The organism is Phenylobacterium sp. (assembly GCF_031360265.1).
Lineage (GTDB): Bacteria > Pseudomonadota > Alphaproteobacteria > Caulobacterales > Caulobacteraceae > Phenylobacterium.
Window position 1 is genome coordinate 1 of the sequence record NZ_JANMBF010000144.1, and the last position, 17,878, is coordinate 17,878.

Annotated in this window: 18 protein-coding genes; 14 read left to right on the forward strand and 4 right to left on the reverse strand. The window is 68.7% G+C overall.

Going from position 1 to position 17,878, the window contains the following annotated elements; all coding sequences use genetic code 11:
• The 5 genes from RMN86_RS13575 to RMN86_RS13595 form a co-directional block, all read left to right on the forward strand.
• Positions 1 to 234, forward strand: a 234-nt coding sequence (locus tag RMN86_RS13575) for a DUF1295 domain-containing protein (RefSeq protein WP_309606385.1), incomplete at its 5' end; no start/stop codon positions are given.
• Positions 231 to 1,274: a cyclopropane-fatty-acyl-phospholipid synthase family protein gene (locus RMN86_RS13580; protein WP_309606386.1), complete on the forward strand. Its 1,044-nt coding sequence runs from the start codon at positions 231 to 233 to the stop codon at positions 1,272 to 1,274. The genes RMN86_RS13575 and RMN86_RS13580, both read left to right, overlap by 4 nt.
• A 138-nt stretch (positions 1,275 to 1,412) precedes the next feature.
• On the forward strand, positions 1,413 to 1,823 hold the full coding sequence (locus tag RMN86_RS13585; protein ID WP_309606387.1) for a DUF2177 family protein: 411 nt from the start codon (positions 1,413 to 1,415) through the stop codon (positions 1,821 to 1,823).
• 144 nt (positions 1,824 to 1,967) lie between these two features.
• On the forward strand, positions 1,968 to 3,554 hold the full coding sequence (locus RMN86_RS13590; RefSeq protein ID WP_309606388.1) for an AMP-binding protein: 1,587 nt from the start codon (positions 1,968 to 1,970) through the stop codon (positions 3,552 to 3,554).
• A gap of 211 nt (positions 3,555 to 3,765) precedes the next feature.
• Positions 3,766 to 4,845: a histidine kinase dimerization/phosphoacceptor domain -containing protein gene (locus RMN86_RS13595; RefSeq protein ID WP_309606389.1), complete on the forward strand. Its 1,080-nt coding sequence runs from the start codon at positions 3,766 to 3,768 to the stop codon at positions 4,843 to 4,845.
• Positions 4,846 to 4,927: 82 nt separating this feature from the next.
• Here RMN86_RS13595 and RMN86_RS13600 read toward each other — a convergent pair whose 3' ends face one another.
• Complete coding sequence (locus tag RMN86_RS13600) at positions 4,928 to 5,830, reverse strand: LysR family transcriptional regulator (protein ID WP_309606390.1); 903 nt, start codon at positions 5,828 to 5,830, stop codon at positions 4,928 to 4,930.
• Between the two features lie 69 nt (positions 5,831 to 5,899).
• Between RMN86_RS13600 and RMN86_RS13605 the strand changes: the two genes are divergently transcribed.
• Positions 5,900 to 6,619, forward strand: coding sequence for a TorF family putative porin (locus RMN86_RS13605; RefSeq protein ID WP_309606391.1), 720 nt, complete (start codon positions 5,900 to 5,902; stop codon positions 6,617 to 6,619).
• 10 nt (positions 6,620 to 6,629) lie between these two features.
• On the opposite strand, the gene RMN86_RS13610 is transcribed toward RMN86_RS13605, so the two are convergent.
• Positions 6,630 to 7,403, reverse strand: a complete 774-nt coding sequence (locus RMN86_RS13610; RefSeq protein ID WP_309606392.1) for a hypothetical protein — start codon at positions 7,401 to 7,403, stop codon at positions 6,630 to 6,632.
• 146 nt (positions 7,404 to 7,549) lie between these two features.
• On the opposite strand from RMN86_RS13610, the gene RMN86_RS13615 reads away from it, so the two are divergent.
• Positions 7,550 to 8,728 carry a DegT/DnrJ/EryC1/StrS aminotransferase family protein gene (locus tag RMN86_RS13615; protein ID WP_309606393.1) on the forward strand — a complete coding sequence of 393 codons (1,179 nt, stop codon included), beginning with the start codon at positions 7,550 to 7,552 and terminating at the stop codon, positions 8,726 to 8,728.
• Between the two features lie 25 nt (positions 8,729 to 8,753).
• On the opposite strand, the gene RMN86_RS13620 is transcribed toward RMN86_RS13615, so the two are convergent.
• Positions 8,754 to 9,647: a patatin-like phospholipase family protein gene (locus RMN86_RS13620; protein WP_309606394.1), complete on the reverse strand. Its 894-nt coding sequence runs from the start codon at positions 9,645 to 9,647 to the stop codon at positions 8,754 to 8,756.
• 233 nt (positions 9,648 to 9,880) lie between these two features.
• Complete coding sequence (locus RMN86_RS13625) at positions 9,881 to 11,578, reverse strand: LuxR C-terminal-related transcriptional regulator (RefSeq protein ID WP_309606395.1); 1,698 nt, start codon at positions 11,576 to 11,578, stop codon at positions 9,881 to 9,883.
• Between the two features lie 219 nt (positions 11,579 to 11,797).
• Between RMN86_RS13625 and RMN86_RS13630 the strand changes: the two genes are divergently transcribed.
• The 7 genes from RMN86_RS13630 to RMN86_RS13660 all read left to right on the forward strand — a co-directional run.
• The gene (locus RMN86_RS13630; protein ID WP_309606396.1) at positions 11,798 to 12,763 is read left to right on the forward strand and encodes a zinc-binding alcohol dehydrogenase family protein; all 966 of its coding nucleotides are present in this window, start codon (positions 11,798 to 11,800) and stop codon (positions 12,761 to 12,763) included.
• A 160-nt stretch (positions 12,764 to 12,923) separates the two neighbouring features.
• On the forward strand, positions 12,924 to 13,763 hold the full coding sequence (locus RMN86_RS13635; protein WP_309606397.1) for an alpha/beta hydrolase: 840 nt from the start codon (positions 12,924 to 12,926) through the stop codon (positions 13,761 to 13,763).
• A gap of 13 nt (positions 13,764 to 13,776) precedes the next feature.
• A complete protein-coding gene (locus tag RMN86_RS13640) occupies positions 13,777 to 14,562 on the forward strand; it encodes an SDR family NAD(P)-dependent oxidoreductase (protein ID WP_309606398.1) in 786 nt (261 codons plus the stop codon).
• Entirely contained in the window at positions 14,559 to 15,155 is a 597-nt protein-coding gene (locus tag RMN86_RS13645) for a histidine phosphatase family protein (protein WP_309606399.1), read from the forward strand. Before RMN86_RS13640 ends, RMN86_RS13645 begins: the two co-directional genes overlap by 4 nt.
• 87 nt (positions 15,156 to 15,242) lie before the next feature.
• The gene (locus tag RMN86_RS13650) at positions 15,243 to 16,622 is read left to right on the forward strand and encodes a cytochrome P450 (protein WP_309606400.1); all 1,380 of its coding nucleotides are present in this window, start codon (positions 15,243 to 15,245) and stop codon (positions 16,620 to 16,622) included.
• Positions 16,623 to 16,710: 88 nt separating this feature from the next.
• Positions 16,711 to 17,457, forward strand: coding sequence for a YebC/PmpR family DNA-binding transcriptional regulator (locus RMN86_RS13655; RefSeq protein WP_309606401.1), 747 nt, complete (start codon positions 16,711 to 16,713; stop codon positions 17,455 to 17,457).
• A gap of 71 nt (positions 17,458 to 17,528) precedes the next feature.
• A partial coding sequence (locus RMN86_RS13660) for an SRPBCC family protein (RefSeq protein ID WP_309606402.1) occupies positions 17,529 to 17,878 on the forward strand: 350 nt, incomplete at its 3' end.

Consider the following 17,878-nt stretch of genomic DNA (forward strand, 5'->3'; position numbering starts at 1 on the left):
GAGTGGCTGGGCTGGCTGGCCTATCCGCTGATCGCGCTTGACCTGGCCCGCCCGGTGACCTGGCTGAGCTTCGCTGCAGCCCTGGTGATGTTCCTCCTGCTCACCCGCATTTCCGGCATCCCGCCGCTGGAAGAAGCCCAGCTCCGCTCCAAGGGCGATGCCTACCGCGCCTATCAGCGGCGGGTCAGCGCCTTCTTCCCCTGGCCGCCCAAACCTTCCCGAGGATCCGCATGAGTCTCGTCTCCACCGCCCTGCAGGCCTTCGAGGGCGCGCCCCTGCCCGACGCGCTGCGCAGGGCCGCGATCCAGGTGCTGGTCTCCGGCGCGCGCCGCCAGGCCGCCGCCACGGCGCCCGGAGCCGACGCCGCCTTCGCTCGCCAGATGGCCACACGCCCGATCGCCGAGCACACCGACGCGGCCAACGAACAGCACTATGAGGTGCCCGCCGCCTTCTTCGAGGCCTGCCTGGGCCCGCGGCTCAAATACTCCTCGTGCCTCTACGCCCCGGGCGAGACCCTGGCCCAGTCCGAGGACCGGGCGCTCGCCGAGACCTGCCGCCACGCCGACCTGATGGACGGCCAGCGCGTCCTGGAACTCGGCTGCGGCTGGGGCTCGCTGTCGTTGTGGATGGCCAGGGCCTATCCGCACGCGCGGATCACCTCGGTGTCCAACTCGGCCAGCCAGGGCGAGTTCATCCGCGGCCGGGCGCGCGCCGAGGGCCTGACCAACCTGACGGTGGTCACCGCCGACATGAACGATTTCGACCCCCCAAATACTGAAGGGGGCGATGCCGGCCAGTTCGACCGCGTTGTCTCGGTCGAGATGTTCGAGCATATGGCCAACTGGCGCGCCCTGCTGGGCCGCGTAAAGACCTGGCTGAAGCCGGATGGCCGGCTGTTCATTCACATCTTCACCCACCGCGCCGGCGCCTATCGCTTCGACGTCGAGGACGAGGCCGACTGGATCGCCCAGCACTTCTTCGCCGGCGGCGTGATGCCGAGCCACGGCCTGATGACCCAGTTCCCCGACCTGTTCGCGGTCGAGCAGGACTGGCGCTGGAGCGGCGCCCACTATGAGCAGACCGCGCTGCACTGGCTGGCCAACTACGACCGCAACATCTCCGCCATTCGCCCGGTGCTGAAGTCCGTCTACGGCGACCAGGCGGTGCTGTGGCACAGGCGCTGGCGGCTGTTCTTCCTGGCCACCGCCGGCCTCTTCGGCCACCGTGGCGGCGACGAATGGGGCGTCAGCCACTATCGGCTGAGGCCAGCGTAGAAACCCAATCAATCCTGTCATCCCGGACGGCTGCCGGCCGATCCGGAACCCAGGAGTAACCGCACGGCAAGACCTTCTGGGTCCCGGCTCTCCGCTTTGCTGCGGCCGGGATGACAGGGATGGGGGAGCGAAGACGAAATGCTGAAGTACCTGATCACCTACCTGGGGACCGGCGCGGCCTTCGCTATCCTCGACGCCATCTATCTCACGCTGGCTGGCCAGAAGGTCTATCGGCCGACGCTCGATTATGCGCTGGCCGACAAGCCGGCGATGCCCGCCGCCATCGTCTTCTACCTGGTCTATGTGCTGGGCGTGGTCCTTCTGGCGATCCTGCCCAACCGCGATGCCGGGCTGGCGAAGACCGCCCTGACCGGCGCCCTGCTGGGCGCCATGTGCTACGCCACCTACGACCTGACCAACCAGGCGACGCTGAAGGTCTGGGCCACCCGCATCACCGTGATCGACATCTGCTGGGGAACCTTCCTCACCGCCGTCGGGGCGTCGGCCGGATACCTGGCCTGGCGGTGGGCCTCAAGGACCTTTGACTAGCGGCCAATTGTCGCCCGCTTTGTCTCATGTGATGGTGGCCGCGAGGCTGCCGGACTTGAGGCGCGGGGACTATTTCGTCCCACCCGCCGACGCCTCCAATAGGTATTGATCGCGCCGATTTGCGTCAGCGCCGGGGAGGATTTGATGGACGACCTGAAGGACCGCGCGAGCCTCGACGACCGGCTGGGCGCCGCCGGCGACAGCGGCATGACCCTGGCCGTCTGGGCCGACCTGAAGCCTGACGCCGTGTTCATCCACGACCCCTCCGGCAAGACCCATACCTTCGGTAAGGTGAACGCCAGCGCCAATCGAATCGTCCGCCTACTGCGCGCCCACGGCCTGGAGGACGGGGACTCCGTCGCCCTGGTCTGCTCCAACCGCGTCGAATTCGTCGAGGTTCTGGCCGCCACCCAGCGCGCCGGCCTGCGGATCACCCCGGTCAACTGGCACCTGAACGCCGACGAGATCGGCTACATCATCAAGGACTGCGAGGCCAAGGCGGTGTTCTGCGAGGCCCGGGTGGCCACGGCCTGCGCCGCGGTCGCCCAGTGTCCGGATCTGCGGGTCAAGGTCGCCATCGGCGGGCCGATCGACGGCTTCCTCGACTACGACGCGACGCTGGCCGAGCTGCACGGAAGCGACATCGATGATCCGACGCTCGGCAACGCCATGATGTACACCTCCGGCACCACGGGGCGGCCCAAGGGCGTGTACCGCGCTCAGCCGGTGGTCCCCACGCAGGCCATCTACGCCCTGCGCGGCTACGACCATGAGCGGTCGGTGCAGCTTTGCGCCGGCCCCGCCTATCACGCCGCCCCCCTGGCCTTCGACGTCCGCGCCGCCCTGGGCGCCGGCTGCCAGCTCGTGTTCCTCGACAAGTGGGACTCCGAGCAGGTGCTGCGGGTCATCCATGAGAAGCGCGTGACCCACCTGCACCTCGTGCCGATCATGTTCCAACGGCTGCTGGCCCTGCCCGAGGAGGTCAAGGCCAATTATCAGATCGGCCATGTCAGCTACATCGTCCACGGTGCGGCCCCCTGCCCGCCGGAGGTCAAGTCCGCGATGATCGACTGGTTCGGACCCGTCCTCAGCGAATACTATGCCGGCTCCGAGGGCGGCGCGGGCTTCGTCATCTCTTCGGAGGAATGGCTGCGCAAGCCCGGCTCGGTGGGCAAGCGCCCCGAGCTGCTGGGCTCCAGGATCCTCGACGACCAGGGTAACGAGTGCCCGACCGGGGTGGCCGGCGGGATCTATCACCAACTGCCCCCCGGCGGCGGCTTCACCTACTACAAGGACGAGGCCAAGACCCAGGCCAATCGGGTCGGCGACTATTTCACCATGGGCGACGTCGGCTATTTCGATGAGGACGGCTATCTGTTCCTCACCGGCCGCAACGCCGAGACGATCATCTCCGGCGGGGTCAACATCTATCCGCAGGAGGTCGACAACGAGCTGATCAAGCACGAGGCGGTGGCCGACACCTCCACCGTCGGCGTGCCGCACGACGAGTGGGGCGAGCAGGTCAAGGCGGTGATCATGCTCAAGGACGGGTTCGCGCCCTCCGACCGGCTGGCCCAGGAGATCCTGGCCTTCGCGCGCGCCACCCTGCCGGCGTTCAAGGTCCCGCGCAGCGTCGATTTCGTCGCCGACCTGCCCCGCTCCGAAGCCGGCAAAATCCAGCGCAACAAGGTCCGCGCCCCCTATTGGGAGGGCCGCGCCCGCCAGATCTAGGCACCGTTCGCGCGGCTCAACCTGATTGGAGCAGGCGGGCTCCCGTGGTAGGCGGCGACCCGTTTCCTCGTCAGCCCGCCTGCATGCCCGCGCCCGCGCGCTGAAACGCCGAGTTCTGCTCGCGGCCGGGCAGGCCGTACGTTGGCTTCGGCCACCAAGACGGAATACAGAACCGTTTGGCGGCCACCATCGCGAGTTTGGAGTTGGTATCATGTCTTCCGACTGCCCTCCCGGCGACGTTGGGCAATTGCTTGAAAGTCCAGCCCTCGCCGACGCTCTGGAAAATGAGCAGTTCCAACAATTTCTGGATCAGCTCCCCGTTGCGATCGCTGTCTCAAAGCTGCAACCGACCGAGCGGATCGTGTACGCCAACAACGCGTTCGAGCGACTGACCGGCGAGGGTAGCCGCGAGCTCCTCGGCGGACATTGGGATCGTCTCCCAGAACCGAAAGCACCGCTGGAAAATTCGCGGACCCTCAGTCAGATCCTGGTTGAGGAGCGAGACTACGTTGGAACACTTGCCCTCTCTCGAGCGGGCGCGGAGCTTGCGGTGGACGCGTGGTCGAATGTGATCGAGGACGAAAGCGGCGCGCCCATGTTCCGCTTGGTCGCCCTCGTGGAATTGGCCGCCCGCGAAGGGTCTGTTCTCGACGAATTGCAGGACCAGGTCCGGGAGAAGGACACGCAGCTTCTCGAACTGCAGCATCGGGTGAAAAACAATCTGCAGATGATCACCGCCCTTATCCGGGTGGAAGCAAAAGGGGTATCGGACCGGTCGCTCGGCGAAGGGTTCGATCGGCTTGCTGGCCGGGTCGAGGCGCTCGGCCTGCTATATCGCGCTCTCGGTGAAGCCGGACAAGAGAACGCGGTAGACTTGGGAATCTACCTCAGCGAGATCGCGTCGGCAGTTATGCGCGCCCATGCGCCGGAAGGCGTTCGGCTGGAGTTGCAAGCGGACACCTGGCCGGTCTCGATCGACGTCGCCATGCCCGCTGGCCTTGTTGTCAACGAGTTGATGACCAACGCACTCAAACACGCCTTCGTGGGACGTGACGGTGGGACCATCAGGCTGCAGTGCACGAACCTCGCGTCAGGCTGCCGCGTCGTGGTCGCTGACGATGGCGTCGGTCTCCCACCGGGCGTAAGTTGGCCCCGGCCGGGGAAGCTGTCCGCGCTGATCGTCCGCTCTCTTCAACAGAACGCCAAGGCGCACATCGAAATCCAATCCGCCCCGGGGGAGGGATCTCGCGTTACGATCGTCTTCAGCAACGCTGACGCTGCGCCCACCTAAACACCCAGGGATTTTCACCGGTCCGTTGACGGAACTTTCCAACTGCTCGGTTGGGTTGGCAGCGGTCGCCGTTGCGGGGAGACTAGGCGCCCACGGCCTCGCGGACCTGCCCCAGAAACCAGTCGACGCCGGCGTCGTTCGCGCCCGCGCGGCGCATCACCGAGACGCTGATGGTGTTTGGTGGGAAGGGCGTGTCCAGTACCTGCAGTCCCAGCCGCGCGGCATGGCGTTCCGCCAGCCTGCGCGGACAGGTCACCAGACCGTCGGTCGAGGCCGCCATCACCAGCGCGGTCAGCCACTGCGGCACGGACGCCAGGTGCTTGATGCGCACATCGGATCCCACGTCACCGCCAACCTCGGAGGCCGACCAGGCGTAGATGTGGCCAATGTCCCGCCATTGCGCGCCGTCGATCGCGCCCTTCAACTGCGGGTGATCCCTGCGGGCGGCCACGCAGTAGCCATCCTCGAACAGCGGCTCGACGATGAAGCCTGGGCGTGCGGCGCCGAACCGGCCGATCGCGAAGTCGATCTCGCCCCTCCGAAGGGCGCGGAAGGCGTCCTCCTCGCCGAAGAAGCCAACCCCGAAATTGACCCCTGGCGCGGCGGCCTTGAGCTGGCCGATCAGCTCCGCTCCGATCAGCGCGGTGACGAACTCGGGGGCCGCGAAGCGGAAGGTCCGCGTGCTCCGCAAGGGCTCGAAGCCGGCGTCCCGCGACAGAGTCCGCCCGGTCAGCTCGATCAGCGCCTCTACCTGCGGCCCCAGCTCCTCGGCCCGCCGGGTCGGCTCAAACCCGTGCGGCCGGCGGATGAACAACGGGTCGTCGAACAGGTCGCGCAGCCGGGTCAGCGCATGGCTGATCGCCGAGGGGCTGAGCCCCAGCCGCTGGGCCACGGCGCCGGCGCGACGGGTGCGCATCAACTCGCGGAACACCAGCAGCAGGCCACCGTCCAGCCGGCGTATTTGATTGAAATCGAATTCACTCATGCAAGTAATTCAGTATCACGCAATGCTACGCCGGAGCTAGACCCATGCCTGTTCAGCCGGAGCACCATCATGAGATCGCAGCTCGCAGCCGCCGCACTGGTCGCCCTCGCCGCGCCGGCACAGGCCCACGCGCGGGACTGGGGGATCTTTTCGGCCGTCATGCTGACCAGCGACTACCGCTACCAGGGCGTCAGCGAGTCCCGCGGGCGACCGGTCGTCCAGGGCTATGCTCATTGGCAGCGGGCGGACGGCCTCTACGTCGGCCTGTTCGCGACCCAGGTGGACTTCGGATATGCCGGCGCCCCGACCTACGAACTGGACGGCTACGCCGGCAAGAATTTCAGCGTCAACGACGGGCGAACCGAGCTGAAGCTCGAAGAGATGTGGACCGTATTTCCCGACAACCGCACGCCAGGGCCAACGCTCGATTTCGCCCAGACCAAGATCCAGGCCAAGCACGTCGCCGGGCCCTGGACGACGCTTGCCCTCGCGTCCTACGTCCCGCGGGGGTCCTATGGGTCGGGCGAGGTGCGAAGGGTCGAGGGCGAGGCGGACTTCGCGGTGACGCCGCGACTGACGCTCAAGGTCCTCGCAGGCGCCCAGGGCGGCGGACGCGGCCACGACCGGATCTACTGGAGCCTGGGCGCCGCCTATGCGTGGAAGACGCTCGCCTTTGAGCTGCGATACCTCGACAACGACCGCACGCGGAGCAACTGCGGCTTCCAGCCCAAGGCCTGCGACGCCGCCGTGGTCGGAACCCTGACGGTCAGCCTGCCGCCGATCCTCTAAGTCACCGGGGTCATCCGGCGATGTGGCCCAGGGACTCAGCGAAGGCCAGCCAGCCGGGGGTCGTCGAGAGCGGCCCGCGCAGCAATACCACCGCGGTGATCACCACCAGGCCGACGATCCAGGCCGGATGTGGCCGCCCGCGCCTGCGCCAGTCATAGACCATGCCCGCGACGATCAGCAGGTCGAGAAAGAGGCTCGGGACCAGGGCGATGGCCATCGGCGGGGGCGGGCCGATGCCGGGCCGCGCGCCCGGCCCCCCGCCAGTCGCCAGGATGAAGAACACACGCGCCACCGCCGCCTGCAGCAGCGAGATGGTGGCCAGCAGGATCAGCCGCTTGTGGGTCTCGGACCGATTGATATTGACGATCGCGGCGATGAAGAAGCCGGCGAACAGGCCGATGGCGGTGAGCGGCACCAGCAGGAAGCCCCGCGACCTGTCACCATAGCCGGCCGCCAGCCCCACCTTCATGGAATAGATCGCCGCGGCGATCCCCAGCACCACCATGACGCTGGCCAGGGCGATCCCGGCCAGGCCCCAGGCGCGATGGTGGTCGAGGCGGCCTTGCGAGGCCAGCCACGTCTGTGAGAGCAGCAGCAGGGTCCAGGCCGAGAACACCGCCGCGTGGATGTGCAGCAGCGCCGGCCCCACGAAGGTGCGCGGCGCCAGTTGCAGCCAATAGGTCGGCGCAAAACCGCCGAAGGCGATCAGCGCGCAGACGGCAGCCATCCAGACATAGAAGTAGCGGCCGCGTTCGCGGACCGCGCTCATCGTCGTCGCAACCATTTCAGAACCCCCTGCCTGTGCCGGCGCCCGCAGCATGCCCCAGTTCCGCGAACGCCGCCATCGGCAACACGGCGTCATCAAGCGTGTCTTGGCCTGATGGTGCGCCGCGTGGCATGAGCGCACGCGACGTTCGCGAGAGACCGCCCATGATTCCGTTCATCGACCTGCAGGCCCAGAGGCGGCGTCTGGGCCAGCCGCTGGAGGAGGCCATCCTCAAGGTGGTGCGGTCCGGGGCCTACATCATGGGTCCGGAGATCGCCGAGCTGGAGCGCCAGCTCTGCGCCTTCGGCCAGGCGCCGTTCGCGCTGTCCTGCGGGTCGGGGACCGAGGCCCTGGTGCTGCCGCTGATGGCCTGGGGCATCGGGCCGGGCGACGCCGTTTTCTGTCCCTCGTTCACCTTCGCCGCCACCGCCGAGGTGATGCCGCTGGTGGGCGCGAGCCCGGTGTTCGTCGACATCGACCCGGCGACCTACAACCTCGATCCGGCAAGTCTCGAGGCGGCGATCATCGCGGTCAAGGCGGCCGGGCGGCTGACCCCGCGCGCGGTCATCGCCGTGGATCTGTTCGGCGGTCCGGCCGACTATCCGGCGATCGCCGCGGTCTGCGTCCGGCACGGTCTGAAGCTGATCGCCGACTCGGCCCAGGGCTTCGGCTGCACGCTGGCGGGGCGCCATCCGATCCACTGGGCCGATGTCGCCACAACCTCCTTCTTCCCGGCCAAGCCGCTGGGCTGTTACGGCGACGGCGGGGCGGTGCTCTGCAAGGACGCCCGCTTCCACGACCTGCTGGTCAGCCTGCGCGTCCATGGCCAGGCGGTGAAGTCCGACACCGAGGGCAGGACCTTCGACCACGACCCGAAATACCTCAATGTCCGTATCGGGATGAATGCGCGGATGGACACGATCCAGGCCGCGGTGCTGATCGAAAAGCTGAAGATTTTCGAAGACGAGATCGCCGCCCGCAACCGTGTGGCCGATCGCTATGCCGCGGGTCTCGGCGATCTGGTGACCACGCCTGGCGTGCTGGCGGGCGGGATCAGCGTCTGGGCCCAGTACACGATCGAACTGCCCGATCACCCGAAAGCCGGCCGCGATGATCTCGCCGCGAGGCTGCGGGAACAGGGCATACCGACGGCGGTCTACTATCCGATTCCGATCCACCGGCAGGGCGTCTATTCCGCCTATCCGGTCGCCCCGGACGGCCTGCCGGTGACGCTGGCCAAGGCGGCCCGGGTGATCAGCCTGCCGATGCACCCATACCTGGCGCCCGACGACCAGGACCAGATCATCGCGGCGATCCGCGCCTTCGTGAAGAGCAACGGCTGAGCCCCGTCGCGGGCGGGCCGGTCGCTTACCCCCACAGCGCCTTCAGCCGCTCGGCGTAGGCGTGCCCTTGCGCCAGGCCGGCCCGGGCGGCCGCGCCACGCTGGCGAAAGTCCATCAGGTTCGCCCCCATCGCCTCCAGGCTGGCGTCGTCGGGGGTGATCACCACCACCGTCGCACCGCCGTCCTTCAACGTCTCGACCTCCTGGTCCAGTCCGGCGGCGATCGCCGCCGTGGCCGTGCCCGCCGCACCTGCCAGGCGAATCGCGATCACCACCACCAGGGCGTGCCCCGACGCCATGTCGGCGTTGGTGGCCGAACGCATGCCGCCGTCGATGTAACGCCGGCCCTTCAGGGTCACCGGCGGATAGACGCCCGGAACGCTGCAGCTCGAGGCCACCGCGCGCACCACGCCGACGCCGGAGTCCCCGGTCCACAGCTGAAAGGCGCCGGTCTGGGCGTCGATGGCGGTGCAGGCAAAACCCCGGTCCGGCCAGGCGTCATCGGGCAGGCTGGCGAAGGACCGGCCGAAGCTCGCGATGAACGCCGCCTCGTCGGGCGTCTCCGCGGCCAGGGCGAAGGCGCCGATCTCGGCCCGCGCCTGCGCCGGGTTACGCGTCCCGCCCTGCGCCTGGGCCATCAGTTGCATCAGCCGCGACAGATCCGCCGGCGGGCGGGGCGCGGCGGCGCGGGGTTCGGGGGCCTCCGGTGTCTGGGCGGCCGCCAGCAGGGGATCGGCCAGGGTCTTGGCGTCCGCCCCCAGCGCCAGCCTGGCCCCAACGAAGGATCCGGCGGAGGTTCCAAGGGTGAAGTCGGCCTGCCCGAGATCGACGCCGGCCTGGGCAAGGCCCGCCACCAGCCCGCTCTCCCAGGCGATTCCCACCGGTCCGCCACCCCCCAGCACCAGCGCACGTGTGGTCATCGCCGTCTCCTTGTCGCCTGCTCCGAGGCGGAGTGTCGGCGCGCCGGCACGCCCTGTCCACGCGCAAAGGGCTAGTGTGCTGGATCTGAAGTTCGCGTTCTTGAGGGATCAGGCTCTGAGCGAACTTCAGATCCAAGAAGCACACTAGAAAACAAACACTTGCTAGTGTCCTCGTCGATCCCGAAGTTCGACCGCGCCCGCCTCAAGCGCCCGCGAACTTCGGAATCGGGACACTAGGTGCTGACCGGCCCCTGCGCCACGCGCGCCATGATCTCGCGCCAGTGCTTCAGGGCCAGCATGTGCCCCACCCCCTCGAACACCCGCACCTCGGCGGCGTGCGAGCCCAGGTGCTCCAGCACATCGGGCAGGGAGGTCAGCGTGTCCTCGGCGCCCTGCCAGACGATCACCGGCGAGCGCAGGTCGGGCGCGGGCTTGCCGCGATGCCTCTGGAACGCCTTGAGCTCGTCGGCCGGCCCCCGGCTCGATCGGGCCATGGCCTCGCCCATATAGGCCCAGATGAAATCCACCACCGCCGGATGGGCTTCCACATAGGCCCGGTCGCCGGGCGCGTAGGACGCCCCACGCCGCACGGATTCGCGGGTCTGGGCGTGGGATCGTCGCAGCCGCAGAACCGCATAGACCGCATCGACCACCCAGGGGTTGGCCTCCATCCGCGCGCGCATGCTCATCATCAGGCTCTGCGAGCGCGCCGGCCCCAGCGGCCTGGGCGTGCGCGGCGAGCACAGCAGCAGCACCTCGGCCCGCGCGCCCAGCCGGGCGGCGGTGTGCAGGGCCGATGGCGCCCCCGACATCACCGCGCCCAGCGACACCGTCCCAAGGCCCAGGTTGTCGCACAGCTCGACCACCTCCTGGGCGATCACCTCGAAGCGATAGTCGGAGAGCGGATCGGACTGGCCGAACCCCGGCCGCTCCGGGGTGACGATCCGCAGGCCGTGCTCCCGGGCGATGGCCTGGGCGCCGGGCGGCAGCAGGCTCGATCCCAGGCCCTCGTGAAACCACAGCAGGGGTTTCCCGCTCGGGTCGCCATAGTCTCGATAGCCGATCCTGCGCCGGTCCTTGAGGGTCAAGACCCGCACGGGTGGCGCGTCGGCAAGAACCCGCGACAGGTCCGTCACGCTCGCCTGGACGTCCAGCGCGCCCGCCACCGCGCTCAATTCCGTCAGCGTTCTGACCAGATCGCTCTGTCGCTGCAGGCCCATCTTGTCAAAGATCGCCCGCAACTGGTTGCGGACCGTATTGATCTTGACGCCGAGGTTGTCGGCCGCCTGCTGCAGCGACAGGCCTTCGCGCAGCTTGCGCGCCAGCCGTACCTCCGCCTCGGTCAGACCGAAGCTCTGCTGCACCTCCAGCCACAGGCGCGACGCCGCGTCCGGCGCCGGAAACACCAGAGCCACCACGCCTGTCAAACCCGTCCCCCGCGACCCTGCGCCGCCCAGACGCGCCACGACGCTGGCGGCCGGCGTGGCATAGGCAAAGCAGGGGCCCTCGCCCCCGGGACGCTCGAGCCGCAGCACCACCTGGCCCGTGCCGCCTCGCACCTGTTCCAGCGCTAGGCGCGCGGCTTCGGCATTGGCCGGGCTGTGGAAGTCCAGCGTCCGGTTCACCTCGGCGCGGCCGAGGCCGCCGGCCATCACCGTGGCGGCCAGGGGGTTGCAGACCAGCACCTTGCCGCCCGCCGCCACCACGATCCATCCGAAGTCGGCCCGCCAGGGCTGGTCGTGCGGCCCCTCGCCCGGTCGGCTGGACAGCCGCGCGATATCGACCGCGCGGTCGTATTCCAGCGCCTCATCCCCCGACGGCGCATCGCGACCCTGGTCGTCCAGCACATCGACCAGCGAATCCCACGTCGCCGGATCGGCGGCGTAGCGATAGAGCATTTCGGTGATCAGGTCGGCGTCGGAGGGCTTCATGGTCCCCGTGAAACTGGGCGGGCGAAATCGTCGAAATCGGCGTGTGCGCGCCCGAAGCTACGTCTAACCCACAAGGATGGACTAACTCCCAACGACAGCTCGCGGGTTGCGAGCGTGGGCGTCCACCGCCGCGCCGCGCCTCGGGGCTAGCATCTTGCGCCCCCCGGAACGCCGTGGGATGCGTGGCGTCAAACAGATGTTTTAAGAGGAAATGGCGTCATGAAGGCTGCGGTCTACTACGAAAACGGCGGCCCCGACGTGTTCCGCTACGAAGACGTCGCCGACCCGGAATGCCACCGCAAGGGCATCGTCATCCGCGTCGAGGCGGTCTCCATCGAAGGCGGCGACACGCTGAACCGGCAGGGCGGCGCGCTGGCCTCCAGCCCGCACATCGTCGGCTACCAGGCGGCCGGTAAGGTGGTCGCGGTCGGCGAAGAGGTCGACTCCATCCGGCTCGGCGACAGGGTGGTCACCACCGGCGGCTTCGGCAGCCACGCCGAGCTGCGCGCGGTCGCCGCCCGCACCGCCTGGGTGATTCCAAAGGGCCTCGATGTCCGCCAGGCCGCGGTCATCCCTGTGCCCTTCGGCACGGCGCACGACTGCCTGTTCGAGTTCGGTCGCATGAAGGCCGGCGATGTCGTCCTGGTGCAGGCCGGCGCGTCCGGCGTCGGCGTGGCCGCGATCCAGCTGGCCGCCCGCGCCGGCGCCGCCATGGTGCTGGCCACCGCCTCGTCCGATGAACGCCTTGAGAAATTGAAGGTCCTGGGCATGACCCACGGTATCAACTACCGGCGCGACGACGTGGCCAAGGAGGTCGCGCGGCTCACCGACAAGCACATGGCTGACGTGATCGTTGATTCGGTCGGCGGCCCCACCTTGCAGTCCTCGATCCTGTCGCTGGCCTACCGGGGCCGGGTGTCGATGGTGGGCGCGGCCGGACGCGAGCCGATGAAGGTCGATGTGGGCAGCATGATGGGCGGCAACCGCAGCCTCTCCGGCGTCTTCCTGGGCGCCGAGATCGCCACCGACCGAGTCCACGACAATATCCAGCAGCTGATCGCCGACGTCGCCTCCGGAAGCCTGAAAGTGGTCATCGACAGGACCTTCGCGCTCAAGGACGCCGCCGAAGCCCACCGCTACATCGAAAGCCGCCAGGCCGTGGGGAGAGTACTGCTCATCCCCTGAACCCACAAATGGCTGTCATCCCGGAAGGCGCGCAGCGCTTGTGCGGGACCCAGGATCGCGAAGCTCGCCGGCAGTCCTCAAGCCATCGGCGTCGATGGGTCCCGGTCTTTCGCGTTCCGCGAAAAGCGAGATGACACAGATAGAAAAGAAGGAGCTTTCCATGCCCCGCGCCCACAACGGCAGTGTCGAGATCGAGTACCAGAGCTTCGGCGACGACCGCCCGGAGGCCGTCCTGCTGGTCAACGGCCTGGGGTCGCAGATGACCCGCTGGCCGGAAGCCTTCTGCGAGAAGCTCGCAGCGAAGGGCTATCGCGCCATCCGCCTCGACAACCGCGACACCGGCCTGTCCACCTGGCCCGCCGACAAATATTCGCTGAGGGACATGGCCGATGACGCCGTCGCCGTGCTCGACGCGGCCGGCGTCAAACAGGCCCATATCGCCGGCGTCTCGATGGGCGGAATGATCGTCCAGCGCCTTGCGCTCGACCATCCGGGCCGGGTGCTTTCCATGACCTCGATCATGTCGACGACCGGCGAGGCCTCGACGATGCAACCGCACCCGGCGGCCGCCGCCGTTCTGACCGCGCCCGCGCCCGACCCGGCCAGTGACTATGACGCCTATCTCGCCCATGGAATCAGCAACGCGCGCATCATCGGCAGCCCGGCTCATCCGTGGACGGATGATGAAATCCGCAATCGGGTCGTCGCTGAGTATGCGCGCGCCTTCAATCCCCCCGGGGTGGCCCGACAGATGGCCGCCGTCCGCGCCGACGGCGACCGCACGGAAGCGCTGAAGGGCCTGACGCTCCCAGTCGTCGTCCTGCACGGCGCCGACGATCCCCTCCTGCCCAAGGCCGGCGGCGAGGCCACGGCGGCCGCCATTCCCGGTGCGGAACTTCGCGTCGTCCCCGGCATGGGCCACGACCTGCCGCCAGGCCTCTACGACACCTTCATCGACGCCATCGTCGCCGCGGCGCGCCGCGCCAAGCCCTCAGCCTAAGGACAGAAACACCATGGGACGTCTCCAGGGCCGCACGGCGGTCATCACCGGCGCGGCCAGCGGCATCGGTCGCGCCGCCTCTCTGTTGTTCGCCCGCGAAGGCGCGTCCGTGGTCTGCGTCGATCGCGCCGAGGCTGTCGCGGAGACGGCGGACATGGTCGCCAAGGCCGGCGGCAAGGCCGTGGCCATGAACGGCGACGCCGGCGACGAGGCGTGTGTGGTCGGCTATATCGCCCGCGCCCAGGCCGAGTTCGGATCCCTGGATGTGGTCTGGGCCAACGCCGGCATCTCCGGCGGGTTCGCGACGCTGCAAGAACAGACCGCCGACTATTGGGCCGAGATCCTGCGGGTCAACCTGATCGGCGCCTTCCTGGCGGTGAAGCACGCCTCGGCCGCGATGATCCCCAACGGCAAGGGCTCGATCATATGCACCGCTTCGGTGGCCGGCATCCGCTCCGGCGCCGGCGGGCCGGCCTATTCCGCCTCCAAGGCCGGGGTGATCAGCCTGGTGCAGACCTGCGCCAACGAGCTCTATGGGACCGGCGTTCGGGTCAACGCCATCGCGCCTGGCCTGATCGAGACCGGCATGACCAAGCCGATCTTCGATGGCGCACGCGCCCGCGGCAATGGGGACAAGATCGGCCAGCTGAATCCCCTGGCCCGCTATGGCGTGCCGGACGAGATCGCCCACGCGGCCCTGTTCCTGGCCTCTGACGACGCTTCCTACGTCAACGGCCAGACCCTGGCGGTGGACGGGGGCTTGTCGACTTCGCACCCGGTTGTCCGCCGCAAACGATGATCTACCTGGTTCGACACGGCCAGACGGAGTTCAACCGCGAGCGTCGCATCCAGGGGCACAACGACAGCCCGCTGACCGAGCTTGGCGTCCGCCAGGCCAAGGCGGTCGGCCGTCTGCTGCGTGACCTGATCCGCGATCCCGCGGTCTGGCGCATCGTCTCCAGTCCGCTGGGCCGCGCCAGATCGACCGCCGAGATCATCGCCGGCATCCTCGGCGGCCTGCCCGTCGAGCTCGACGACCGGCTCATGGAAATGAGCTGGGGCGCCAGCGACGGCCGGCTTCGCGATGAGGTGGCGGCCGAGCATCCGGACACGTTCGGCAAGACCGGCTGGGCCTTCGATGCGGCCACGGGCGGCGAGAGCTACGAGGCCGTTGCGGCGCGTGTCGGCGCCTGGCTGGCCAGCCTGCCGCCCGAGCCCGACCGCCGGATCATCGCCGTGAGCCACGGCATCTCCGGCCGGGTGCTGCGCGGTCTCTACGCCAACCTCGGACGTGACGAGGCCGGCCAGCAGGACGTCCCGCAGGACGCGGTGTTCCTGCTGCAACACGGCGGCGTCGGCCGCATCGACTGCGAACCGCTGGACGATCTGTGATCTGAGATCACGAGGCGCCGGCTGAGATGTCGTTTGTTGCATCGCAGCATTGCGCCCACCTTCCGCTCGAACTCCGCGGAGAGCGCCATGAGCGTCCAACCGATCGACACCGTCGGTTTCCGGCCGGCCGCCCCGGCCCGGCTGGCCAAGCCCGCATCCAGGTGGAGCCAGTTGTTCGGCCGCGCCTCGCGCAACATCGTCCAGTGGTGGACCGCCGACAGCTTCCGCCACCCCCACACCAGCCGAACCCTGCTGGGCGTCACCTATCACACGATCAACGACCCGCAGGCGGTGGCGCGAGTGTTGCGGGACAACGCCGCGAACTATCGGAAACCCAGCCTGCTGCGCCGGTTGTTCCCGCTGGCGGCCGACGGCCTGTTCGGCGTGGACGGGGCGGAATGGCGCAGCCAGCGCCGGCTGATGGCTCCGGTGTTCACCCCCGCCGCCATCCAGGACTTTCTGCCGATCTTCGTAGGCGCCGCGGTGGAGACCGCCGAGGCCTGGACCGCCCAGGTCCCGCGCGTCATCGACGTGGGCGCCGGCGCCGTCCACACCAGCTTCGAGGTGATCAGCCGCGCCCTGTTCTCCGCCGAACAGGGCCTGGACGGCGACGAGGCGGCAGGTCACGTGGCGGCCCTGCTGGCCCAGAGCGGCAAGGCCGGGTTTCTCGCCCTGCTGGGTTTGGGCCGCCTGGATCCGTCGCCCACAGCCCGCGCCGGCCGCCGCGCCGAGGCCTTCCTGACCGCGCGACTGGCGGCCTTCATCGCCGCGCGCCAGGCCGACCCTTCACCGCCCGCGGACTTCATGACCCGTTTGCTGGACGCCTTGGCCGCGGATCATCCGCCCAAGGAGGCCGCCCGGCTGGCGCTTGCCAACGCGGTCACGTTCCTGATCGCCGGACACGAGACCGCGGCCAACGCGCTCGCCTGGACGCTCTACCTGCTCAGCGAACAGCCGAAGGTCCAGACGTGGGCGGCGGCGGAGGCGCGCGAGGCGCTGGCCGGCGGCGGATCCCCCGCCGAGGTGCTGGAGCGGCTCGTCTACCTGCGCTGGGTGCTGCAGGAATCCTTGCGCCTCTATCCGCCCGCCCCCCGGCTCGACCGGCAGGCCGCGGCCGACGACCAGCTGGGCGACCTGGGGGTGAAAAAAGGGGACTACATCGGCGTCTGGCCCTGGGTGCTGCACCGGCACGAGGCGCTGTGGGACAACCCCGACAGCTTCGATCCGGAACGGTTCGCGCCAGAGGCCCGCGCGACCCTCCACCGCTTCCAATATATCCCCTTCGGCGCAGGCCCGCGGATCTGCATCGGCGCCCAGTTCGCCACCGCCGAGGCCCTGCTGATCCTCACGCACTGGCTGGCGCGGTTCGAATTCGCCCCGGTCCCCGGACACCGCGTCGAGGTCACCTCAGACCTGACGCTCCGCCCCAAGGGCGGGATGCCCTTGCGGGTTTCGCGCCGGCTCTGAGCGCGACGCGGCATGCCGGGGGTTCCGCCCCGCCCCGGCCAGGGCTAGAAGCAAGGCTCTTTCCCCAAGAGACCCGCACAGACGGACCATGGCCGGACATTCCAAGTTCAAGAACATCATGCACCGCAAGGGCCGCGCGGATTCCGCCCGGTCCAAGCTGTTCTCCAAGCTGTCGCGGGAGATCACGGTGGCGGCCAAGTCCGGTCTGCCCGACCCTAACATGAACGCCCGGCTGCGGCTGGCGGTGAACAACGCCAAGGGCGAGTCCCTGCCCAAGGACGTCATCGACCGAGCGATCAAGAAGGCCTCCGGCGGCGAGGCCGAGTCCTATGAGGAGATCCGCTACGAGGGCTTCGGTCCCGGCGGAGTCGGCGTGATCGTCGAGGTGCTGACCGATAACCGCAACCGGGCCGCGGCCAATGTACGGTCCACCTTCTCCAAGCACGGCGGCAATCTGGGCGAGACCGGCTCGGTGGCCTTCATGTGGGACCGGGTGGGCCAGATCGTCTATCCCGCCGCAGCCGGCTCGGAGGACAGCGTCATGGACGCCGCCATTGAGGCCGGCGCCGAGGATGTGGAGTCCGACGAGGACGAGCACACCATCTACACCGCCTTCGAGAATCTTTCCGAGGTGGCCACCGCCCTGGAGGCCGCGCTCGGCGCCGCCAAGTCCACCGCGACGGCCTGGCGGCCCAAAGCGCGCACGCCGGTCGCCGGCGACGCCGCGGGCGTCCTGCTCAAGCTGCTCGAGGCGCTCGACGACGAGGACGACGTCCAGCACGTCTGGTCCAACGAGGAGATCGACTCCGCTGAGCTGGAAAGGCTCGCCGGCTGAGGCATTCGCGCGCTTGGCTTCCGCCGCGTCGCATGGCCAAACTCCGCTTCAAGCATATGGGGGAAACCACAATGAAGATGTTCTTGGCCGCCGCGACGCTCGGCGCGCTCGCCCTGTCGGCCGGCGCGGCCGCCGCCGCCGACTTCGTCACCGTGCCGCTGGAGGCGACGATCAACGCCCCCGCCGACGTGGCCTGGAAGAAGATTTCCGGCTTCTGCCAGATCGGCCCCTGGTTCAAGACCACCTGCGTGATCACCTCGGGCAAGGACGGGGAAATGGGCGCGGTGCGGCGGATCGCCGACCGGGTCGATGAGGTGCTGGTCGCCCAGACCGCCTGGTCCTACACCTATTCCCAGCCCAAGAGCCCGATCGACTACCACGGCACGGTGGAGATCCGGCCCGTCGACAAGCGCCACGCCAA